Here is a 15,087-nt window from a genome sequence, read left to right as displayed (position 1 = left end):
TATCTCGGCAAACGCGGCGGGCGTCAAGTCCTCTGCTGCCGCAGTTCCGTCATGCCCGGGCATCCATGTTCTTGGCGTCCGCAAGAAAGACGGCGGTTGGCTCGCATAGGCAAGCGGAAGCGCCGCCGTCCTTCGGACGGCAATCCCCGGCCATGACGACGGGCCATTCGCGCCGCGGCGCGGCAGCACGGATGCTCACAAATTGTGCCAATGCTGCTGATTTGCGAGGCGACATTTGCAGGGGCTGACACAAGCGACCTTCGCTTCATTCGATCACGATCGATAATCGCGGGTTTTTGGCCGCCGCGATCTTTCCGCTGTCCAGGAAATAAGCAAAATTCCTTGCTGCACTGCACGCTGGACGAAGGAAATTGCGTACAAGACCCGCCGGCTCCTTGCGTTTGCGACGCGATGTTCGCAGCATCGTGTGCCATGCGAACACCCCTCACCTTGGCATACCCGTTGCACAGACTCTTCCGGCCCGGCGCTCGCGCGGCGTCGGCCAGCGTGCGACATGGACAATGGACTGAGTGCGAATGGCGACGTCAGCAGCGTTGGAATTGGTCCACCTGACCAAGAAATTCGGCGAGACCATCGCCGTCGATGCCATCGACCTGAGAATTCCCGGCGGCTCCTATTGTTGCCTGCTCGGGCCAAGCGGCTGCGGCAAGACCTCCACGCTCCGCATGATCGCCGGCCATGAATCGGCAACCTCCGGCGACATCATCGTCGGCGCCAAGAACGTCACCGACCTGCCGCCGGCCGGCCGTAGCACCGCGATGATGTTCCAGTCCTACGCGCTGTTTCCGCATCTGACCGTGCTCGACAATGTCGCCTTCGCGCTGAAGATGCGCGGCGTCGCCAAGGACGAGCGCTACGCCGAGGCGCGGAAACTGCTCGGGCTGGTCCACATGGAGCGCTACGAGGCGCGGCTGCCGGCGCAACTTTCCGGCGGCCAGCAGCAGCGCGTCGCGCTGGCGCGGGCGCTGATCACCTCACCGCAGATCCTGCTGCTGGACGAGCCGTTGTCGGCGCTCGATCCGTTCCTGCGCTTGCGGATGCGCGCCGAGCTGAAGCGGCTGCAGCGCGAGCTCGGCATCACCTTCATCCACGTCACCCACGGCCAGGACGAGGCGATGGCGCTGGCCGACCTCGTGGTGCTGATGAACGGCGGCAAGATCGAGCAGCAGGGCTCGCCGCGCGAAATCTTCAACCAGCCGCGCACCGAATTCGCCGCGCGCTTCATTGGCGGCCACAACGTCATTCCGCTCAACGGCGAGACCTATGCGGTGCGCGTCGACCGGCTGATCCTGAAGCGGCCGAGCGAGGCCGTCGACGGCCCCAGGGTCAACGGCACCATCAGCAAGATCGAATATCAGGGCACCTATGTCGTGGTCGCGATATCAGCCGATGACGGCACCGAGATCGCGGCGCAGCTGTCCGACTCCGAATTCGATAACGGCAATTACAGTGTCGGCGAGAAGGTGATCGTCACCTGGTGGCCGGCACTCGCGAGTGCACTCAATCCGAATCCTTCCGCAACCGTCGCGTCGCCCGAAGCGGTGGCCTGACAGTCAATCCACAGTGAATCCCTGGAGACGACCATGACCAAGACGACGAAACGTACAGGCATCAACCGCCGCGCGCTGCTCAAGGGTGCCGCCGGCGCGGCCGGCTTCGCCGCCGGCTCCGGCGCGATCACCGGCTTCCCCTACGTCATGTCGGCCGAGCCGAAGGTGCTGCGCTATCTCGGCACCGCCGTGAACGAGGGCGACGAGATCTCCAAGAAGTGCCTCGCCGATACCGGCATCAAGATCGAATACATCACCGCGACCACCGACGACGTCACCAAGCGCGTGATCACGCAGCCGAACTCGTTCGATGTGCTCGACACCGAATATTTCTCGCTCAAGAAGCTGGTGCCGTCGGGCAACATCTTTGCGCTCGACGCCCGCAAGATCAAGGAATTCGACAACATCACGCCGGTCTTCACCAAGGGCGAGACGCCCGGCGGCAAGAAGATCGGCAACCAGGGCACCGCGCCCTGGAAGGTGCTCTATCTCGAAGGCAAGGACTCCAAGGTCTTCTCGAAGACGGCGACCGAGTTCGTCACGCTGATCCCGACGGTCTACAACGCCGACACGCTCGGCATCCGTCCGGACCTGATCAAGCGGCCGATCAGCACGTGGGCCGAGCTGCTCAATCCCGAATTCAAGGGCAAGGCCTCGATCCTCAACATCCCCTCGATCGGCATCATGGATGCCGCGATGGTCGTGGAAGCCACCGGCGAATACAAATATGCCGACAAGGGCAACATGACCAAGGCCGAGATCGACCTGACCATGAAGAAGCTGACCGAGGCCAAGAAGGCCGGTCAGTTCCGCGCCTTCTGGAAGGACTTCAACGAGTCCGTCAACCTGATGGCGTCAGGCGAGACCGTGATCCAGTCGATGTGGTCGCCGGCGGTGACCAAGGTGCGCTCGATGGGTATCGCCTGCACCTTCCAGCCGCTCAAGGAAGGCTATCGCTCCTGGGCCTCCGGCTTCTGCGTCTCCAAGGCGGTGTCGGGACCGAAGCTCGACTGGGCCTATGAGTTCGTCAACTGGTATCTGTCCGGCTGGGCCGGCGCCTATCTCAACCGCCAGGGCTACTACTCGGCGGTGCTCTCCACCGCGAAGGCCAACATGACCGCCGACGAGTGGGGCTACTGGATGGAAGGCAAGCCCGCCGTCGGCGACATCAAGGCACCCGACGGCACGCTGATGGAGAAGGCCGGCGCGGTGCGCGACGGCGGCTCCTACGAGGACCGCATGGGCGCGGTGGCCTGCTGGAACGCCGTGATGGACGAGAACGACTACATGGTCCGCAAGTGGAACGAGTTCATCGCCGCCTGAGGCCATTCTGACGCATGCGATGCGCTTGCCGCGCCCCTCTCGGCGCGGCAAGCTGTTTTTTCACCCAGAGCAATCTCAAATGAGAATCGAGCTGCAACCGCAACGGCACCGCGCCCCCTCGCCCCGTTCTTACGGGGAGAGGGTTGGGGTGAGGGGCTGTCACCGCGAAGACGGTTACAGTTGGGTTCGCGGAGACTCCCCCTCACCCGGATTGCATCTGACGATGCAATCCGACCTCTCCCCGCAAGCGGGGCGAGGTGAAGCGGAGACCGCTCGCTGCTCTTTCGAAGCGACGGTGCAGTGATGCAACAACAAAGGTCCATCGCATGGCTGCAGGCCGGACCGATGATGTTCGTCTTTGCGCTGTTCTTCCTGCTGCCGCTGGTGCTCGTGATCATCGTCAGCGCCTGGGACTACAATGAATACCAGATGCTCCCGGCGTTCAGCTTCCGCGGCTACACCGACACGTTCGAAGGCTGCATCGCCGAGCTGCCCAATCTCTGCACCATCCTGAAGACCTACCTGAAGACCGTGAAGCTCTGCCTGATCACCTGGCTGCTCACGCTGGTGATCGGCTTCACGGTGGCCTACTTCCTCGCCTTCCACGTCCGCACCAAGACCTGGCAGATCGTGCTGTCGCTGCTGTGCACGATCCCGTTCTGGACCTCGAACGTGATCCGCATGATCGCCTGGATCCCGCTGCTCGGCCGCAATGGCCTGGTCAACAAGGGGCTGATGGGGATTGGCGTGATCAACCATCCGCTGGAATGGCTGCTGTTCTCCGAATTCTCCGTGGTGCTGGCGCTGGTGCACCTGTTCACCTTCTTCATGGTGGTGCCGATCTTCAATTCGATGGTGCGCATCGACAAGCGGCTGATCGAGGCGGCCTATGACGCTGGCGCCACCGGCTGGCAGACGCTCACCAACGTCGTCATTCCCTTGTCGAAGCCCGGCATCGTGATCGGCTCGATCTTCGTCATCACCATCGTGATGGGCGACTTCGTCACCATCGGCGTGATGGGCGGCCAGCAGATCGCCTCCGCCGGCAAGATCATCGAGTCCCGGCTGAACGCGCTGCAATTCCCGGCGGCCGCCGCAAATGCCGTGATCCTGCTCGGCATCACCATCCTGATCATCTCGGCGCTGACGCGCATCGTCGACGTGCGCAAGGAGCTGTAAGAGATGGGCGACAAGCGGCCTCGGTCCTTCTACATCCTCGCGGCGTTCTTCATCGCCTACGTCCTGTTCCTGTACGGGCCGATGTTCGCGATCTACATCCTGTCGTTCCAGGGTCCCGACGGCGGGCTGACGTTCCCGATGAACGGCGTGTCGCTGACCTGGTTCGGCAAGGTGTTCTCCGGCGCCGGCATCGTCGACATCGGCGCCGCCTTCAAGCGCTCGCTCAAGCTCGGTCTCGTCGTGATGGTGCTGACGGTGCTGCTGTCGGTCGCCGCCGGCATGGCGTTCCGCCGTTCGTTCCGCGGCGCCTCTATCCTGTTCTACACCGCGATCGCCAGCCTGATCATGCCGTCGATCATCACCTCGCTCGGCATCGCGCTGGAATTCCGCCTGTTCGACGATTTCCTGATCCAGCACGGCGCCAATGGCGGCCTCGGGGCCTGGGCCAAGGACTGGACCACCGCGATGGGCCTGTTCACCTCGGGCCTCGGCGCGCACCTCACCTGGACGCTGCCGTTTGGCCTCCTGATCATGTTCGCGATCTTCAACCGCTTCGACGGCAGGCTCGAGGAAGCCGCGCGCGATCTCGGCGCGACGCCGTGGCAGACCTTCCGCCACGTCGTGCTGCCGATCATCCTGCCTTCGGTGGTCGGTATCGGCCTGTTCGGCTTCACCCTGTCCTGGGATGAGCTGGCGCGCTCCAGCCAGGCGATCGGCTCGGTCAACACGCTGCCGCTGGAATTGCAGGGCCTGACCACGACGGTGACCAAGCCCGACATCTACGCGCTGGGCACGCTGACCAGCGCGGTCTCCTTCCTGGTGATCGCGATCGCGCTCGCCGTGATCCTGATCCTGCAGGCCCGGCAGCGCCGTCACGGCTCCGACGCCGGCCAGGGAATGATGTAGCGATGATGTAGCGCGACCAACCGCTCGCGCCTCCGGTTCCAATTGAAGAAACACCGGATTCACACGGATTTTCCGTGCCGCGTAGCTGAAGTATCAAAAGCGTGCTGAGACTGGGGCTAGGGACTTTCATCCCGTAACAATTTAATCCGGCCGGGCCGCTGACATCACTCAGCGGCCCAAATTGCTTTCACGGACAGCATCCCGCATGGCCCTTCTCAACCGATATTTCCCGACCGAGCGACTGCTGCAGATCATCTGCGTGCTCGGCGCGACGGTGCTGATGAAGCTGTTCAGCTGAGCCGGATTGCGACAACGACCGCACTCGACTCGAAGGCCATGCTCCCTTAAGTTGCAAGCATTCCGCTTGTAACCCAAGAGGAGCTGCCATGGCCGCATCCGCCGAGATTCTCGCCACGATTCCCGTGGACATGGAACCGAAATGGGTCGCCGCGAGCCCTGACGGGGCGCGCGCTTACGTGACCTTGTCGGATCTCAGCGGACCCGGTCCTTCCAAGGGCGCCCTCGCGGTGATCGACACCACAACGAACACGGTCACGGCCACCATTGCCGTGGGCAGGCAACCGAGCGGCGTGGTCGCCGATCACAGTCACGCCTACGTCGCCTGCCTTGGGCATGACGGCGGCGTGGTGAGCGTGATCGATACGACCACGAATATGGTCGTGGACACCATCAGCGTCAGCGGCCCGACAGGCCTCCCGCACGGACTGGCCATCACGCCGGATGGCCGCCAGCTCTACGTCTGCGCCGAGACCGGGGAAGGCACGGGCCAGGGCGCCGTGACGATCATCGATATCGGCACCAGGGCGATCGTCGCCACCGCCGCCATGAGTCCCTGCGATATCCAGTCGTCCGTCGCGATCACGCCAGACGGAGGGCGCGCCCTCGTGACTGATATCATCGGCTCCGGCCCGGCGGTCATCGACACCGCGACCCACGACCTCACCTTTCCACTTCAGACCAGCTTCGGTTGCGGGAGGTTGGCCATCACGCCGAACGGGCTCCTCGCCTATCTTGTCGGCGATGGCACCGACTCCGGCGACGTGATCGACCTCGCGGCCAACAAGTCCGTCGGGATCATCGACGTGTTCGGCGCCAACTCGACCGACGTCGCGGTGACGCCCGATGGCCGCCATGTCTATGTCAGCCAAAGGCCGGGAAAGTCGGCGGGCGGCCGGCTGCTCGTGTTCGACACCGCCACCCAGAAGCGCGTCGATCCCCCGATCAAGGTGCCGGAGTCGGCGGATGGCCTGGCGTTCACGCCGGATGGGCAGAGATTATACGTGTCGGACAAGCGCACCCGCTCCGTGCACGTCGTGGCGGTTCGCCCCTGAGCACGCTTGAACTCAGAACACCTGCGCGATGACGATCGCATAGACGACGAACACGACGCCGAGGCCCCAGACCATCGCCGGGATCTTCGCCCCGCGGCCGAGGGCGGCCTCCAGCGCGATATAGCTCAGCGTGCCCAGCGCCATGCCGTTGATGAGGTTGTTGGTCAGCACGGTGACCAGCAGGGTCAGCACGATCGGAACTGCGGTGGCGAGGTCCGTCATGTCGACCCGGGCCAGCCCCTGCATCATCAAGACACCGACCAGCACCAGCGCTGGCGCGGTGGCCTGCGGCGGGATGATGACGAAGATCGGCCAGAAGAACAGCGCGAGACAGAAGAACGCGGCGACCGTCAGCGAGGTCAGGCCGGTGCGGCCGCCGGCCTGCACGCCGGTGATCGACTCGATATAGGCCGTGACCACGGAGGTGCCGAGCAGCGGGCCGACGATCGAGGCCGTCGCGTCGGTCGCGAACGCCGCGGTGGCGTTCGGAATCGAGCCGTCGGGACGGCGCAGATTGGCGGCGCCGGTGACGCCGATCAGCGTGCCCAGCGTCGAGAAGAACTCGGCGCACAGGAAGTAGAACAATAGCGGCAGGGTGACGAGGAAGTGGCTGAAGAGGTAGCCGACATCGAGCGCCATGAAGGTCGAGGTCGGCCAGCGCGGCCAGGACAGGAACGCCGACGGCAATGTCGTGACCATCTTGCCGCCGGCACCGGGAACGAACAGTCCGATCACGGTCAGCGCCGCGATCGACAGGATCAGCGCTGCCGGAATCCGCACCGCCACCAGCACCGGTGTGAGCAACAGGCCGAACAGCGTCAGCAGCACCGGCGGGCTGCGCAGCGAGCCCATCGCGATGTAGGTCGAGGGATTCTGCACGATGAAGCCGGCGCCGCGCAGCGCGATGAACACGATCAGCGTCCCGACCGCGGCCTGGATGCCGACCTTCAGCGCTTCCGGCACGTCCTTCGCAACCTTCTCGCGCAACTTCGACAGGCTGAGGATCAAAAACAGCACGCCGGTGAAGGCGACCATGGCGAGCGCGCCCTGCCAGGGCATGCCCATCTGCTTGACGATCACATAGGTGAAGATGACGTTCGAGCCCATCGCCGGCGCGACCGCGAGCGGCAGATTGGCCCACAGCCCCATCATCACCGAGCCTAGGATGGCCGCGAGCGCGGTGGCGCTGACCAGATCGGCGCGGTCCATGCCGGCGTTGGACATGATCGCGGGATTGACCGCGATGATATAGGCCATCGCCGCGAAGGTGGTGGCGCCCGCCATCACCTCGCCGCCGACGCTGGTGCCGCGCTCGGTCAGGCCGAAGAAGCGGTCGACCGGGCCCACCGGCGCGGGAGCCGCGGAGGCCGCCTGCGGTGCCGTCATCTCGTTCATCGCTCTCGCTCCCTCACCAGACCACCGGATGCGCTTCGCCGGTCTGCACGTTGATGAAGCCGAGCGGCGCCTGCTCGCAGGGCGCGACCAGCACCCAGCTCCAGGGCGCGCAGGTCAGCGTCGCGAACATCAGCCGTTCGGGGAAACCCGGATACCAGCGCGGCCGGAACGTCGGCTCGTACATCCAGTCGACCTTGCGAGCTTCTGCGTAGAGCGCCTGCATCTCGGCATCGAGCGCCTGCGCGGAGCGGCAGCTCATCAGGCCGCCGACCTCGAAGCGGACGGTGGCGGCGAGCTCGCCCTCGCGCACCAGCGCCCAGCCGCCCTGCTGCGCGACCAGCGCGTTAACCGCCTTGGCCATCGCCGCATCGGAGGAGCCCACCACCCAGATGTTGTGCTTGTCATGCGCCACCGAGCAGGCCACCGCCGTCTCCGGCGTCCGCGGCCCGCAGCCGCGCCAGAACATCTTTGCGACGCGCCCGTCGCCGGAGAAGCGGTCGACGATCGCAAACTTGGTGATGGCCTCGCTCTCGTCGCGCTGCACGGCGCCGTCGCGCACCGGCAGATCGAGCGTGTAGAACTCGGGATGCCAGTGGAACGGACGGATCACGGCGGCCTTCATCGTGGCGCGCCCGGGTTCGGCGGCGAGCGCGAAATCCTCCGGCGTGATGGTGCGCTTGATGTTGACCGTCCTGGTCGCCCAGTCCGGCCATGCGATCTCCGGGACCGTGCCGAGATAGCGCTTGCCGTCCGACACCTGCGCACCGTCTGCCCAGACTTCCGCGATGGTGAGATTCGCCACGTCAGACAGCAGCACGACATCGCCGAAACGGCCCGGCGCAAGACTGCCGACGAACGGTGTCAGCCGCATATGCCGCGCCGGATTGATGGTGAGGCACTGGATCGCGATCTCGGCCGACAGGCCGGCCTCGATCGCGACCCGCGCATTGTGATCGCTGGCGCCGAGCTCGAGCGTGTGGCTGGCGCTGCGGTCGTCGGTGGTGAAGGCGATCTGCGACCAGTCCTGCAAGCCTTTCGCCAGCAGCCATTTGACGATCTCGTCCATCGCGTAGACGCGCAGCTCGACGAACAGGCCGCGGGTGAGCTTGTCCCAGGTCTCTTCCGGCGTCTGCACCTCGTGGTCGGAAGCGAGCCCCGCCGCGGCAAAGGCGTTGATCGAGGGCAGGTCGCGCAGGCCCGAGGCATGGCCTTCGACGACGCCGCGCGCCGCGAACGTCGCCTCGATCATGCCCCAGAGCCGCTGGTAGGAGGGGTTGTCGGGATTCCACACCGCCGGCCAGTCCATGACCTCGTCGAGCCCGGTGACCATCAGGCTCTCGGCCATGAAGCCGGCCTGCTCGTTATGGCCAAACCAGCCGCCGCCCCATTCATAGGCCGTCGGCGGCACCGCGGAGCCCGGCTGCGGAAAGATCTTCAGCGGCGAGCCGCGACGGCGCGCCTCGAACCAGAACTCGAGATTGCGTGGGCCGTTGACGTTGGAGAATTCGTGGCTCGCCTCGCAGGTCCAGGTATTGCCATGCGGCAGCACCAGCGCCGCTTCCCATTCCGGCGTGAGATGCGAGCTTTCGATATGCTTGTGCACCTCGCCGAAACCGGGCACGGCCGAAAGATCCGGCCGGTGCACCCGCTCGCGCACCTCGCCAGGATAGCTTCCCGCCGGTCCGACCCAGACGATGCGCCGGCCCTTGAACACAATCTCCTGATCCTCGCTCCAGGTGCGGCTGTGCACATCGAGCAGCCGGCCGACCCGCAAGCTGCGGTCGGCGGGACGGCGGCCGAGTGCGGTCAGCACCAGGTCCTGGCGAATCCGAACCTCATCGGCGGCGGTGATCATGAGATCGTCTGGCATCGCATTCATGGCTCGCCTCGTTCTACGCCGGCGCTTTCGCAGCCGTGGTTCGCTTGCGCGGCGGCTTGCCGGCCTTGCCGCTGCGCGCCGCAGCGGCATCGCGCTGGCGGACATCCTTCAGGAGTGTCGTGAGCGCCCACTCGATCGCGTCGGCGATCTCGGCGCTCGACATGCCGAAGTCCTCGCGCATCGCATTCCAGGCCAGCACATTGTTGAGATAGGACGCCAGCGCCTCCGCCTGACGGACCTCCTTCGGCGGAAGATGCTGCACCAGCGGCGCCATCGCCTTGCGATGCTGCGCAATCAGGTTCCGCCGGAAGCCGGCGCGCACCTTGCGGCCTGCCCGCGTCATCGCGATGGCGCGCGCCAGATGCGGATGCTGGTCGAACCGCTTGCACAGTTCGCGGTAGATGTCGGGCAATTCGTCTGGCGAGGTGAAGGGGATGTAGCTGAAGACGTTGTCCTCGATCCACTCGCCGGCGGCCGCGAACAGCTCGGCGCGGGTCTTGAAATGGCGATAGATGGTGCGTTCGGCGACCTTGGCGCGCTTGGCCACCGCGGCCATCGAGATGTCGTCGGCCTCCTCGTCCTCCAGCGTCTCCACGAAGGCCGCGACGATGCGCTGCCGCGTCATCTCGGCATATTCGTCGCGCAGGCTCGGGCCGCGCGCCCCTTCATGTCGCCTTGCTGCCTTCATGTCATAAGTCTGACATGACGGTCGGGCGCGTCAAGATGAGATTTGAGGCTGCCCTGCCGCCGGATGGCGCAGCCGTGCCGCCCCACGATGAACCCGCCCTTCGCCACGCGCGACAAAGGATCATCGCAAGTCAGCCTCGCGGGGACATCGTGATGAGCAGCATTGAAGCACGGCGTCTGCTGGCGATGCTCGCCATCGTCGCTGCCATGCCTTCGTCCACGTCCGCTGCGGAAACACGCGCGCTGGCCGACGCCTTGCGGTCCGGGCGGCCGAGCTGTCACGCCCGCATCTTCGACGCCACCGAGCTCGCGAGCCATCCCAACCAACGCGTCGCCGCGATTATGATCGAACGCACCGCGCAGGACGTCGCGACCGAACGCAAATGGGGCAAGCTCGAGCAGTTCGACGGCACCCCGGTGATCTCGGCAACGCTTCGCGTGCGCCTGCGCGGCGATCCGGCCAAACATTCCGCCCGGCTTGAATGTGCCGAGAGCGACGAAGGCGCGCTGGTGTGCACGACCCCGGCCTGCGCCGGGGGCGAGATCTATTTGGGCAGCGGCGGATCTGATGCGATCAACGTCTCGATCGGCGGCACGCTCAAGGACGGCCGCTTCATCGGCCACTACATCCACCTCGATGAATCCTGCGAAGCTCGCCCGGGCGGTCCGATCCTGCTGGAATCGGGAGACGGCGACCGCCGCTTCACGCTGACGGCAGCGCCGAAGGAAGCCTGCCGATGAAGGCGCTGACGTCCACGCTTGTCGTCGCCGCGATGCTGGCGCTGCCGGCCGCGGCGGTGCGCGCCGAGACCGATGTGCTGTTTCCGCCGGCGACGGCAGGCTGTTATGTCGGCGCCGAGGTCACGCCGATCACGGCCGGCGTCGCGCCCTATCGCAAGCCCGCCGTGCCGGTGACATCCGTGCGCCTCGAACGCAGCTATCCGCAACTTGCACATGAAGAAGAGCAGCCGCCCCGCGCCGATGGCGGGCGCATGATCAACCTCGCGGTCAGCGTGACGTTCGCGGATGCCGGCAAGCCAGGCGCGGTGAAGCGCTACAGCAGTGGCCGCTGGGAGCTGCTGCAGTGCACGGCCGACCTCTGCGACGCCGGCAACTACAAGGTCGAGCGCGAAGCCGGTGGCACGGTCCTGCTGCGCATGACCGGCGGCATGTATGTCGGCGGCGGCCCTTATCTCGAGACCGCCCACCGCCGCTTGCCGGACGGGCATGTCTATCGTCTTGTCGCGAGCCCGATGGCGGCGTGCCGGTGAGGCGGGCGGTCCTCTTGTCGTTTGGACCTTAATGCATCATGTCTGGTCAGCTTTCCGATTTGGTGCCTCATGCCAGCAAGCCCCCTGTCGCTTCGTATCGCCGATGAGATCAAGGAATTGATCCGCAGCGGCCGCATCCCGGTTGGCGAGCATCTCAGCACCCAGCGCCTCGCCGACCAGTTTGGCGTCTCGCGTTCGCCGGTCCGCGAGGCCATGATGGTCCTGGCCGACCAGCGCGTTCTGGAGCAGCACCTCAACCGAGGTTTCTTCGCGCGCGCGGTCGCGGAGCGCCGCACGAAAAAGCCACGGAGCGATGTGGCGGAATTGGCGGGAGGACCGCCCGAGTACGAGGCGCTTGCGGACGACTGGTTGACCGACCGCATCCCGTCCGAGGTGACGGAGCAGTTCCTGCGCAAGCGCTACGATCTGACCAAGGCCGAGTTGACCGACGTCTTGTTGCGCGCCGTTCGCGAAGGCTGGGCCGAACGCAAGCCGGGCTATGGCTGGCGCTTTCTCCCTGTGGCCAAGACGGCCGAGGCGTTCGAGCATATCTATCGATTTCGCATGCAGATCGAGCCGTCGGCGATGCTCGAGCCCACGTTCCGGATCGATCGGCAGGTGCTCGCCGAGCAACGCCGCATCCAGGAAAGCATGCTCGCGTCGGATATCGCGACGCTCCCAGCCGAGCGCCTGCTGCACAACGGTTCGCTCTTCCACGAGGAAATCATCAAGCTGTCCGGCAACATGTTCTTTCACCGGGCCCTCGTTCAGGTGAACCGGATGCGCCGGCTGCTCGAATACCGTTCAAAGGTCGATCGCCGGCGGCTTCACGTCCAGTGCACCGAGCATCTGCAGATCCTCTCTTTGCTCGAAAGCGGCAAAGTGGCCGACGCGTCCGACCTGATGCGCCGGCACCTGAGCGGCGCGCTGGCCCGGAAGTCGCCCGTCGTGCTGAAACGGGGCGAGGAGATGCGTGGCGGCACGCGCAAGTGATGGCAGTCGTCGCAGCGCGGCACACTGCTGCCCACCCGACACGACGGGCAGAACGATTTCGATTTGCGGAATCGTGCCAAGCCCCGGAATCAAAAGTTCCCCTGACGGTCCTCAGCCCAGTTTTCGGTATCTGCGTAGCCTGAAGCGCCCAGCCGAGTTGCACGTTGAGCGCGACAACCGAAGCAATGGATCGCCCCGGCCCGATGCTGAAATAAAATTTGATGGGATAAGTCAAAATGAGGACTTGATCGGCCCTCCTTCTTAAGCGCGCCACCGCGGCATTTGAATAGGCATTTAAATAGGTAAGAAGCGATGACAGATCATCAATTGGCTATTCACGCCATCAGCGAAGCCCAATGCATACTGGACGAATACCTTCAGCCCCGCCCCCACGACAATGAGCGCATCCTCGACAAGCTGGTGGAGGTTCTTGAGCGGCCCGATCTGGTCGTTGCCATAGCGCGACTGCAGCAACGAAGTAGCCCTTAGTGCTCAGATGGCCAAGCAACCTCCATCAGTTCTTTTGGCCGCCTGCATCGCGACGCTCCTGTTGACGGGCCCGCCAACTGCGCAAGCGAAGCAACCATGCAGCGCCGCGATGCCACAACATCCCCGCGAGTATTGGTCCTGGCGCCTGATCGACGGACGAAAATGCTGGTACGCAGGCAGGGCCAAGCTTTCGAAATCATCATTGGAGTGGCCTGCTGCAGCTCCGGCGCGATCGCAATCCAATCGAGACCTCGCAAGCGCGCGCGCAGAAGTGCCCGGCGATCCCATGGACTCAGAGGCGTCGGAGCTCACTCACCGAAACACTTTCGACGCCCTTTGGCGCGCAAGGGTGGAACTGCGCTAAGATCCGCCCTCGCTACGCGGATGAGGGTGATGTCATAAAGCGCACGAGAACCGCGCACCATCACCATCTCACGAGAGCATCAAATATTACCGCGACGACCCTGCAGAGCTCGAGTTCGACGCAAGCGAGGCGCCTTTATAGAGGCCATGGCCTGCTGCTTGAGGCTGCAATCTCGGTTCGTCCAGAACGCGCAATGTGCATCGACATAAGTCTGGTGCCCGCGCCCTTCAGCGTCGCTCCTTAGCTAGCCTGTTGGTGATGAAGAAACACCGTTGCGCGTCGAGCCATAACCCGAATGGGCTATCGCAGATGGATTATCCAATCCCTTGTTGAAGCAGCAATGATCGCGGGCTAGCATTTGCTTGTTTTCAAGAACAATGAATTTTCGCCATGCAGACAGCATTGAGTATTGCACTGATCACGACCGCCGTTCTCGGCCTGTTGGTCCTGGCATTACGATTTGGATTGAGGCGGGCATTCTCGCGCACGCTTAGGAAGCGTTGAGACGAGCGTTGGCCCTCGTTGGCCCCTGGGCTCGAGGCGAAAAGAGAATTGGAGTTTGTGTATGAGTTTCGAACGAATTTCGGATGAGAGCTTGACGCTTTATTACGAAAGCATCCGTCGTCAAGCCGACGCTGACCGAGGTCACAGACACCCCTTCACAGCCAGCCCAAGTGTTCGCGATCGGGCGGAAAAGCTGCGCGAGGAACTGGACAGGCGAAAGCTTCAATACTCGCCTATTCGATGGCCTACCTAGAGCATGATCCGGAAAAGTGTGAAGCGGTTTTCCCTCGCGACAAACGTCGAAGGCGCTTGCGCGGAGATCATGCTCAAACAAAGGGCAAAGCGCGATGACGATTCAACCTAATCTCATCACGCTTTAGCCAGCGGGTTGTTATCCCGAAGCGCACAGACTGAGAGTGGGACAGTTGATGTCCGTCTACGACCCATTGCGCCAGAGGCTGGAGACCGTCAAAGGGGCGAGCATCCGGCTTTCGTTCGCCGATCTCGAAGCCATCCTTGGAAAGCCCCTTCCCGTCTCAGCCTATAAATTCACGGCATGGTGGGGAAACAATTGCAGTGTCGGGCACGCGCAAACTCGAGCCTGGTTGAGTGCCGGATTTGAAGCTCGCACCGTATCGCTGAAAAACCGCACCGTCGAATTTCATCGCATTGGCAAGCAGGCAGGCTAGCGACCTCCGGCATCGGGCCCTCGTTCGGGTGAACCGAATGCGCCGACTGCTCCAAGGCACGTGATCAGTCACCGCAGCGCGGCAGACTGTTGCCCACGCGACACAACGGGCAAATCAGTTTCGATCTGCGGAATGGTGTCAAGCCCCGGAATCAAAAATATTTCTCTTTACATGAACTTCTGATTATGCTAACAATGGCGCGTCTCACTCGACACGAGGGGCGCTCGCGAACGCCACGGACGTGGGTGACGATGCGGTGGCCGCCGGGCGTGCGACAGGCGTGTGCGCGCAAGGCGGACGGTGAAGTCGTGTGGGCCTGCCGCCCCGATGCTGGTGGCAAGCACGCGAAAGGTCCAAAGCCGATCGCGGATGATGGTGGCACAAAAGCAGAGTCTCACCAGGGCGAGCACGTATAAGCCGTAACGCCATCGCGCAGGGAAGGCCGGATGCCTCCGCCGAACCTGTATGCTCGTGCGCGCACTTTT

The 15,087-nt window shown here is 64.1% G+C and carries 12 protein-coding genes and 1 pseudogene; 9 read left to right on the top strand and 4 right to left on the bottom strand.

Going from position 1 to position 15,087, the window contains the following annotated elements; translation table 11 throughout:
• Positions 1–536: 536 nt before the first annotated feature.
• From JQ604_RS24865 to JQ604_RS24845, 5 genes and pseudogenes are all read left to right on the top strand, one after another.
• Positions 537–1,571, top strand: coding sequence for an ABC transporter ATP-binding protein (locus tag JQ604_RS24865; RefSeq protein ID WP_212363078.1), 1,035 nt, complete (start codon positions 537–539; stop codon positions 1,569–1,571).
• A 33-nt stretch (positions 1,572–1,604) separates the two neighbouring features.
• On the top strand, positions 1,605–2,894 hold the full coding sequence (locus JQ604_RS24860) for an ABC transporter substrate-binding protein (RefSeq protein WP_212363076.1): 1,290 nt from the start codon (positions 1,605–1,607) through the stop codon (positions 2,892–2,894).
• A 321-nt stretch (positions 2,895–3,215) separates the two neighbouring features.
• Positions 3,216–4,073: pseudogene (locus JQ604_RS24855) on the top strand (ABC transporter permease); the annotation flags it as partial.
• Positions 4,074–4,076: 3 nt separating this feature from the next.
• Positions 4,077–4,979 (top strand): ABC transporter permease, encoded by a 903-nt coding sequence (locus tag JQ604_RS24850; RefSeq protein ID WP_212363074.1) that lies wholly within the window; start codon positions 4,077–4,079, stop codon positions 4,977–4,979.
• A gap of 386 nt (positions 4,980–5,365) precedes the next feature.
• Positions 5,366–6,331: a YncE family protein gene (locus JQ604_RS24845; protein ID WP_212363072.1), complete on the top strand. Its 966-nt coding sequence runs from the start codon at positions 5,366–5,368 to the stop codon at positions 6,329–6,331.
• Positions 6,332–6,343: 12 nt separating this feature from the next.
• On the opposite strand, the gene JQ604_RS24840 is transcribed toward JQ604_RS24845, so the two are convergent.
• From JQ604_RS24840 to JQ604_RS24830, 3 genes are read right to left on the bottom strand one after another with little or no spacing between them, the layout of a single operon-like run.
• Positions 6,344–7,726, bottom strand: coding sequence for an NCS2 family permease (locus tag JQ604_RS24840; RefSeq protein ID WP_212363070.1), 1,383 nt, complete (start codon positions 7,724–7,726; stop codon positions 6,344–6,346).
• A gap of 13 nt (positions 7,727–7,739) precedes the next feature.
• On the bottom strand, positions 7,740–9,605 hold the full coding sequence (locus tag JQ604_RS24835) for an adenine deaminase (protein WP_212363068.1): 1,866 nt from the start codon (positions 9,603–9,605) through the stop codon (positions 7,740–7,742).
• Positions 9,606–9,618: 13 nt separating this feature from the next.
• Positions 9,619–10,293, bottom strand: coding sequence for a TetR/AcrR family transcriptional regulator (locus tag JQ604_RS24830; RefSeq protein WP_212363067.1), 675 nt, complete (start codon positions 10,291–10,293; stop codon positions 9,619–9,621).
• Positions 10,294–10,307: 14 nt separating this feature from the next.
• On the opposite strand from JQ604_RS24830, the gene JQ604_RS24825 reads away from it, so the two are divergent.
• The 3 genes from JQ604_RS24825 (at position 10,308) to JQ604_RS24815 (ending at position 12,556) form a co-directional block, all read left to right on the top strand.
• Entirely contained in the window at positions 10,308–11,033 is a 726-nt protein-coding gene (locus JQ604_RS24825; protein ID WP_212363065.1) for a hypothetical protein, read from the top strand.
• Complete coding sequence (locus JQ604_RS24820) at positions 11,030–11,563, top strand: hypothetical protein (protein ID WP_212363064.1); 534 nt, start codon at positions 11,030–11,032, stop codon at positions 11,561–11,563. The genes JQ604_RS24825 and JQ604_RS24820 overlap by 4 nt, the downstream gene beginning before the upstream one ends.
• Positions 11,564–11,632: 69 nt before the next feature.
• Entirely contained in the window at positions 11,633–12,556 is a 924-nt protein-coding gene (locus tag JQ604_RS24815; protein WP_212363062.1) for a GntR family transcriptional regulator, read from the top strand.
• A 294-nt stretch (positions 12,557–12,850) separates the two neighbouring features.
• On the opposite strand, the gene JQ604_RS24810 is transcribed toward JQ604_RS24815, so the two are convergent.
• A complete protein-coding gene (locus JQ604_RS24810; RefSeq protein ID WP_212363060.1) occupies positions 12,851–13,030 on the bottom strand; it encodes a hypothetical protein in 180 nt (59 codons plus the stop codon).
• Positions 13,031–14,341: 1,311 nt separating this feature from the next.
• Between JQ604_RS24810 and JQ604_RS24805 the strand changes: the two genes are divergently transcribed.
• Positions 14,342–14,602 (top strand): DUF7662 domain-containing protein, encoded by a 261-nt coding sequence (locus JQ604_RS24805; protein WP_212363058.1) that lies wholly within the window; start codon positions 14,342–14,344, stop codon positions 14,600–14,602.
• Positions 14,603–15,087: the final 485 nt, after the last annotated feature.

The organism is Bradyrhizobium jicamae (assembly GCF_018130695.1).
GTDB lineage: Bacteria > Pseudomonadota > Alphaproteobacteria > Rhizobiales > Xanthobacteraceae > Bradyrhizobium > Bradyrhizobium jicamae_B.
Note: the sequence above shows the minus strand (reverse complement) of the source record. Positions and strands in the feature narration are given on the sequence as shown.

Excerpts from the sequence above, each read along its gene's own strand:
- JQ604_RS24865 (WP_212363078.1), top strand. The coding sequence starts at position 537 with ATGGCGACGTCAGCAGCGTTGGAATTGGTCCACCTGACCAAGAAATTC.
- JQ604_RS24860 (WP_212363076.1), top strand. The coding sequence starts at position 1,605 with ATGACCAAGACGACGAAACGTACAGGCATCAACCGCCGCGCGCTGCTC.
- JQ604_RS24850 (WP_212363074.1), top strand. The coding sequence starts at position 4,077 with ATGGGCGACAAGCGGCCTCGGTCCTTCTACATCCTCGCGGCGTTCTTC.
- JQ604_RS24845 (WP_212363072.1), top strand. The coding sequence starts at position 5,366 with ATGGCCGCATCCGCCGAGATTCTCGCCACGATTCCCGTGGACATGGAA.
- JQ604_RS24840 (WP_212363070.1), bottom strand. The coding sequence starts at position 7,726 with ATGAACGAGATGACGGCACCGCAGGCGGCCTCCGCGGCTCCCGCGCCG.
- JQ604_RS24835 (WP_212363068.1), bottom strand. The coding sequence starts at position 9,605 with ATGAATGCGATGCCAGACGATCTCATGATCACCGCCGCCGATGAGGTT.
- JQ604_RS24830 (WP_212363067.1), bottom strand. The coding sequence starts at position 10,293 with ATGAAGGCAGCAAGGCGACATGAAGGGGCGCGCGGCCCGAGCCTGCGC.
- JQ604_RS24825 (WP_212363065.1), top strand. The coding sequence starts at position 10,308 with ATGACGGTCGGGCGCGTCAAGATGAGATTTGAGGCTGCCCTGCCGCCG.
- JQ604_RS24820 (WP_212363064.1), top strand. The coding sequence starts at position 11,030 with ATGAAGGCGCTGACGTCCACGCTTGTCGTCGCCGCGATGCTGGCGCTG.
- JQ604_RS24815 (WP_212363062.1), top strand. The coding sequence starts at position 11,633 with ATGCCAGCAAGCCCCCTGTCGCTTCGTATCGCCGATGAGATCAAGGAA.
- JQ604_RS24805 (WP_212363058.1), top strand. The coding sequence starts at position 14,342 with ATGTCCGTCTACGACCCATTGCGCCAGAGGCTGGAGACCGTCAAAGGG.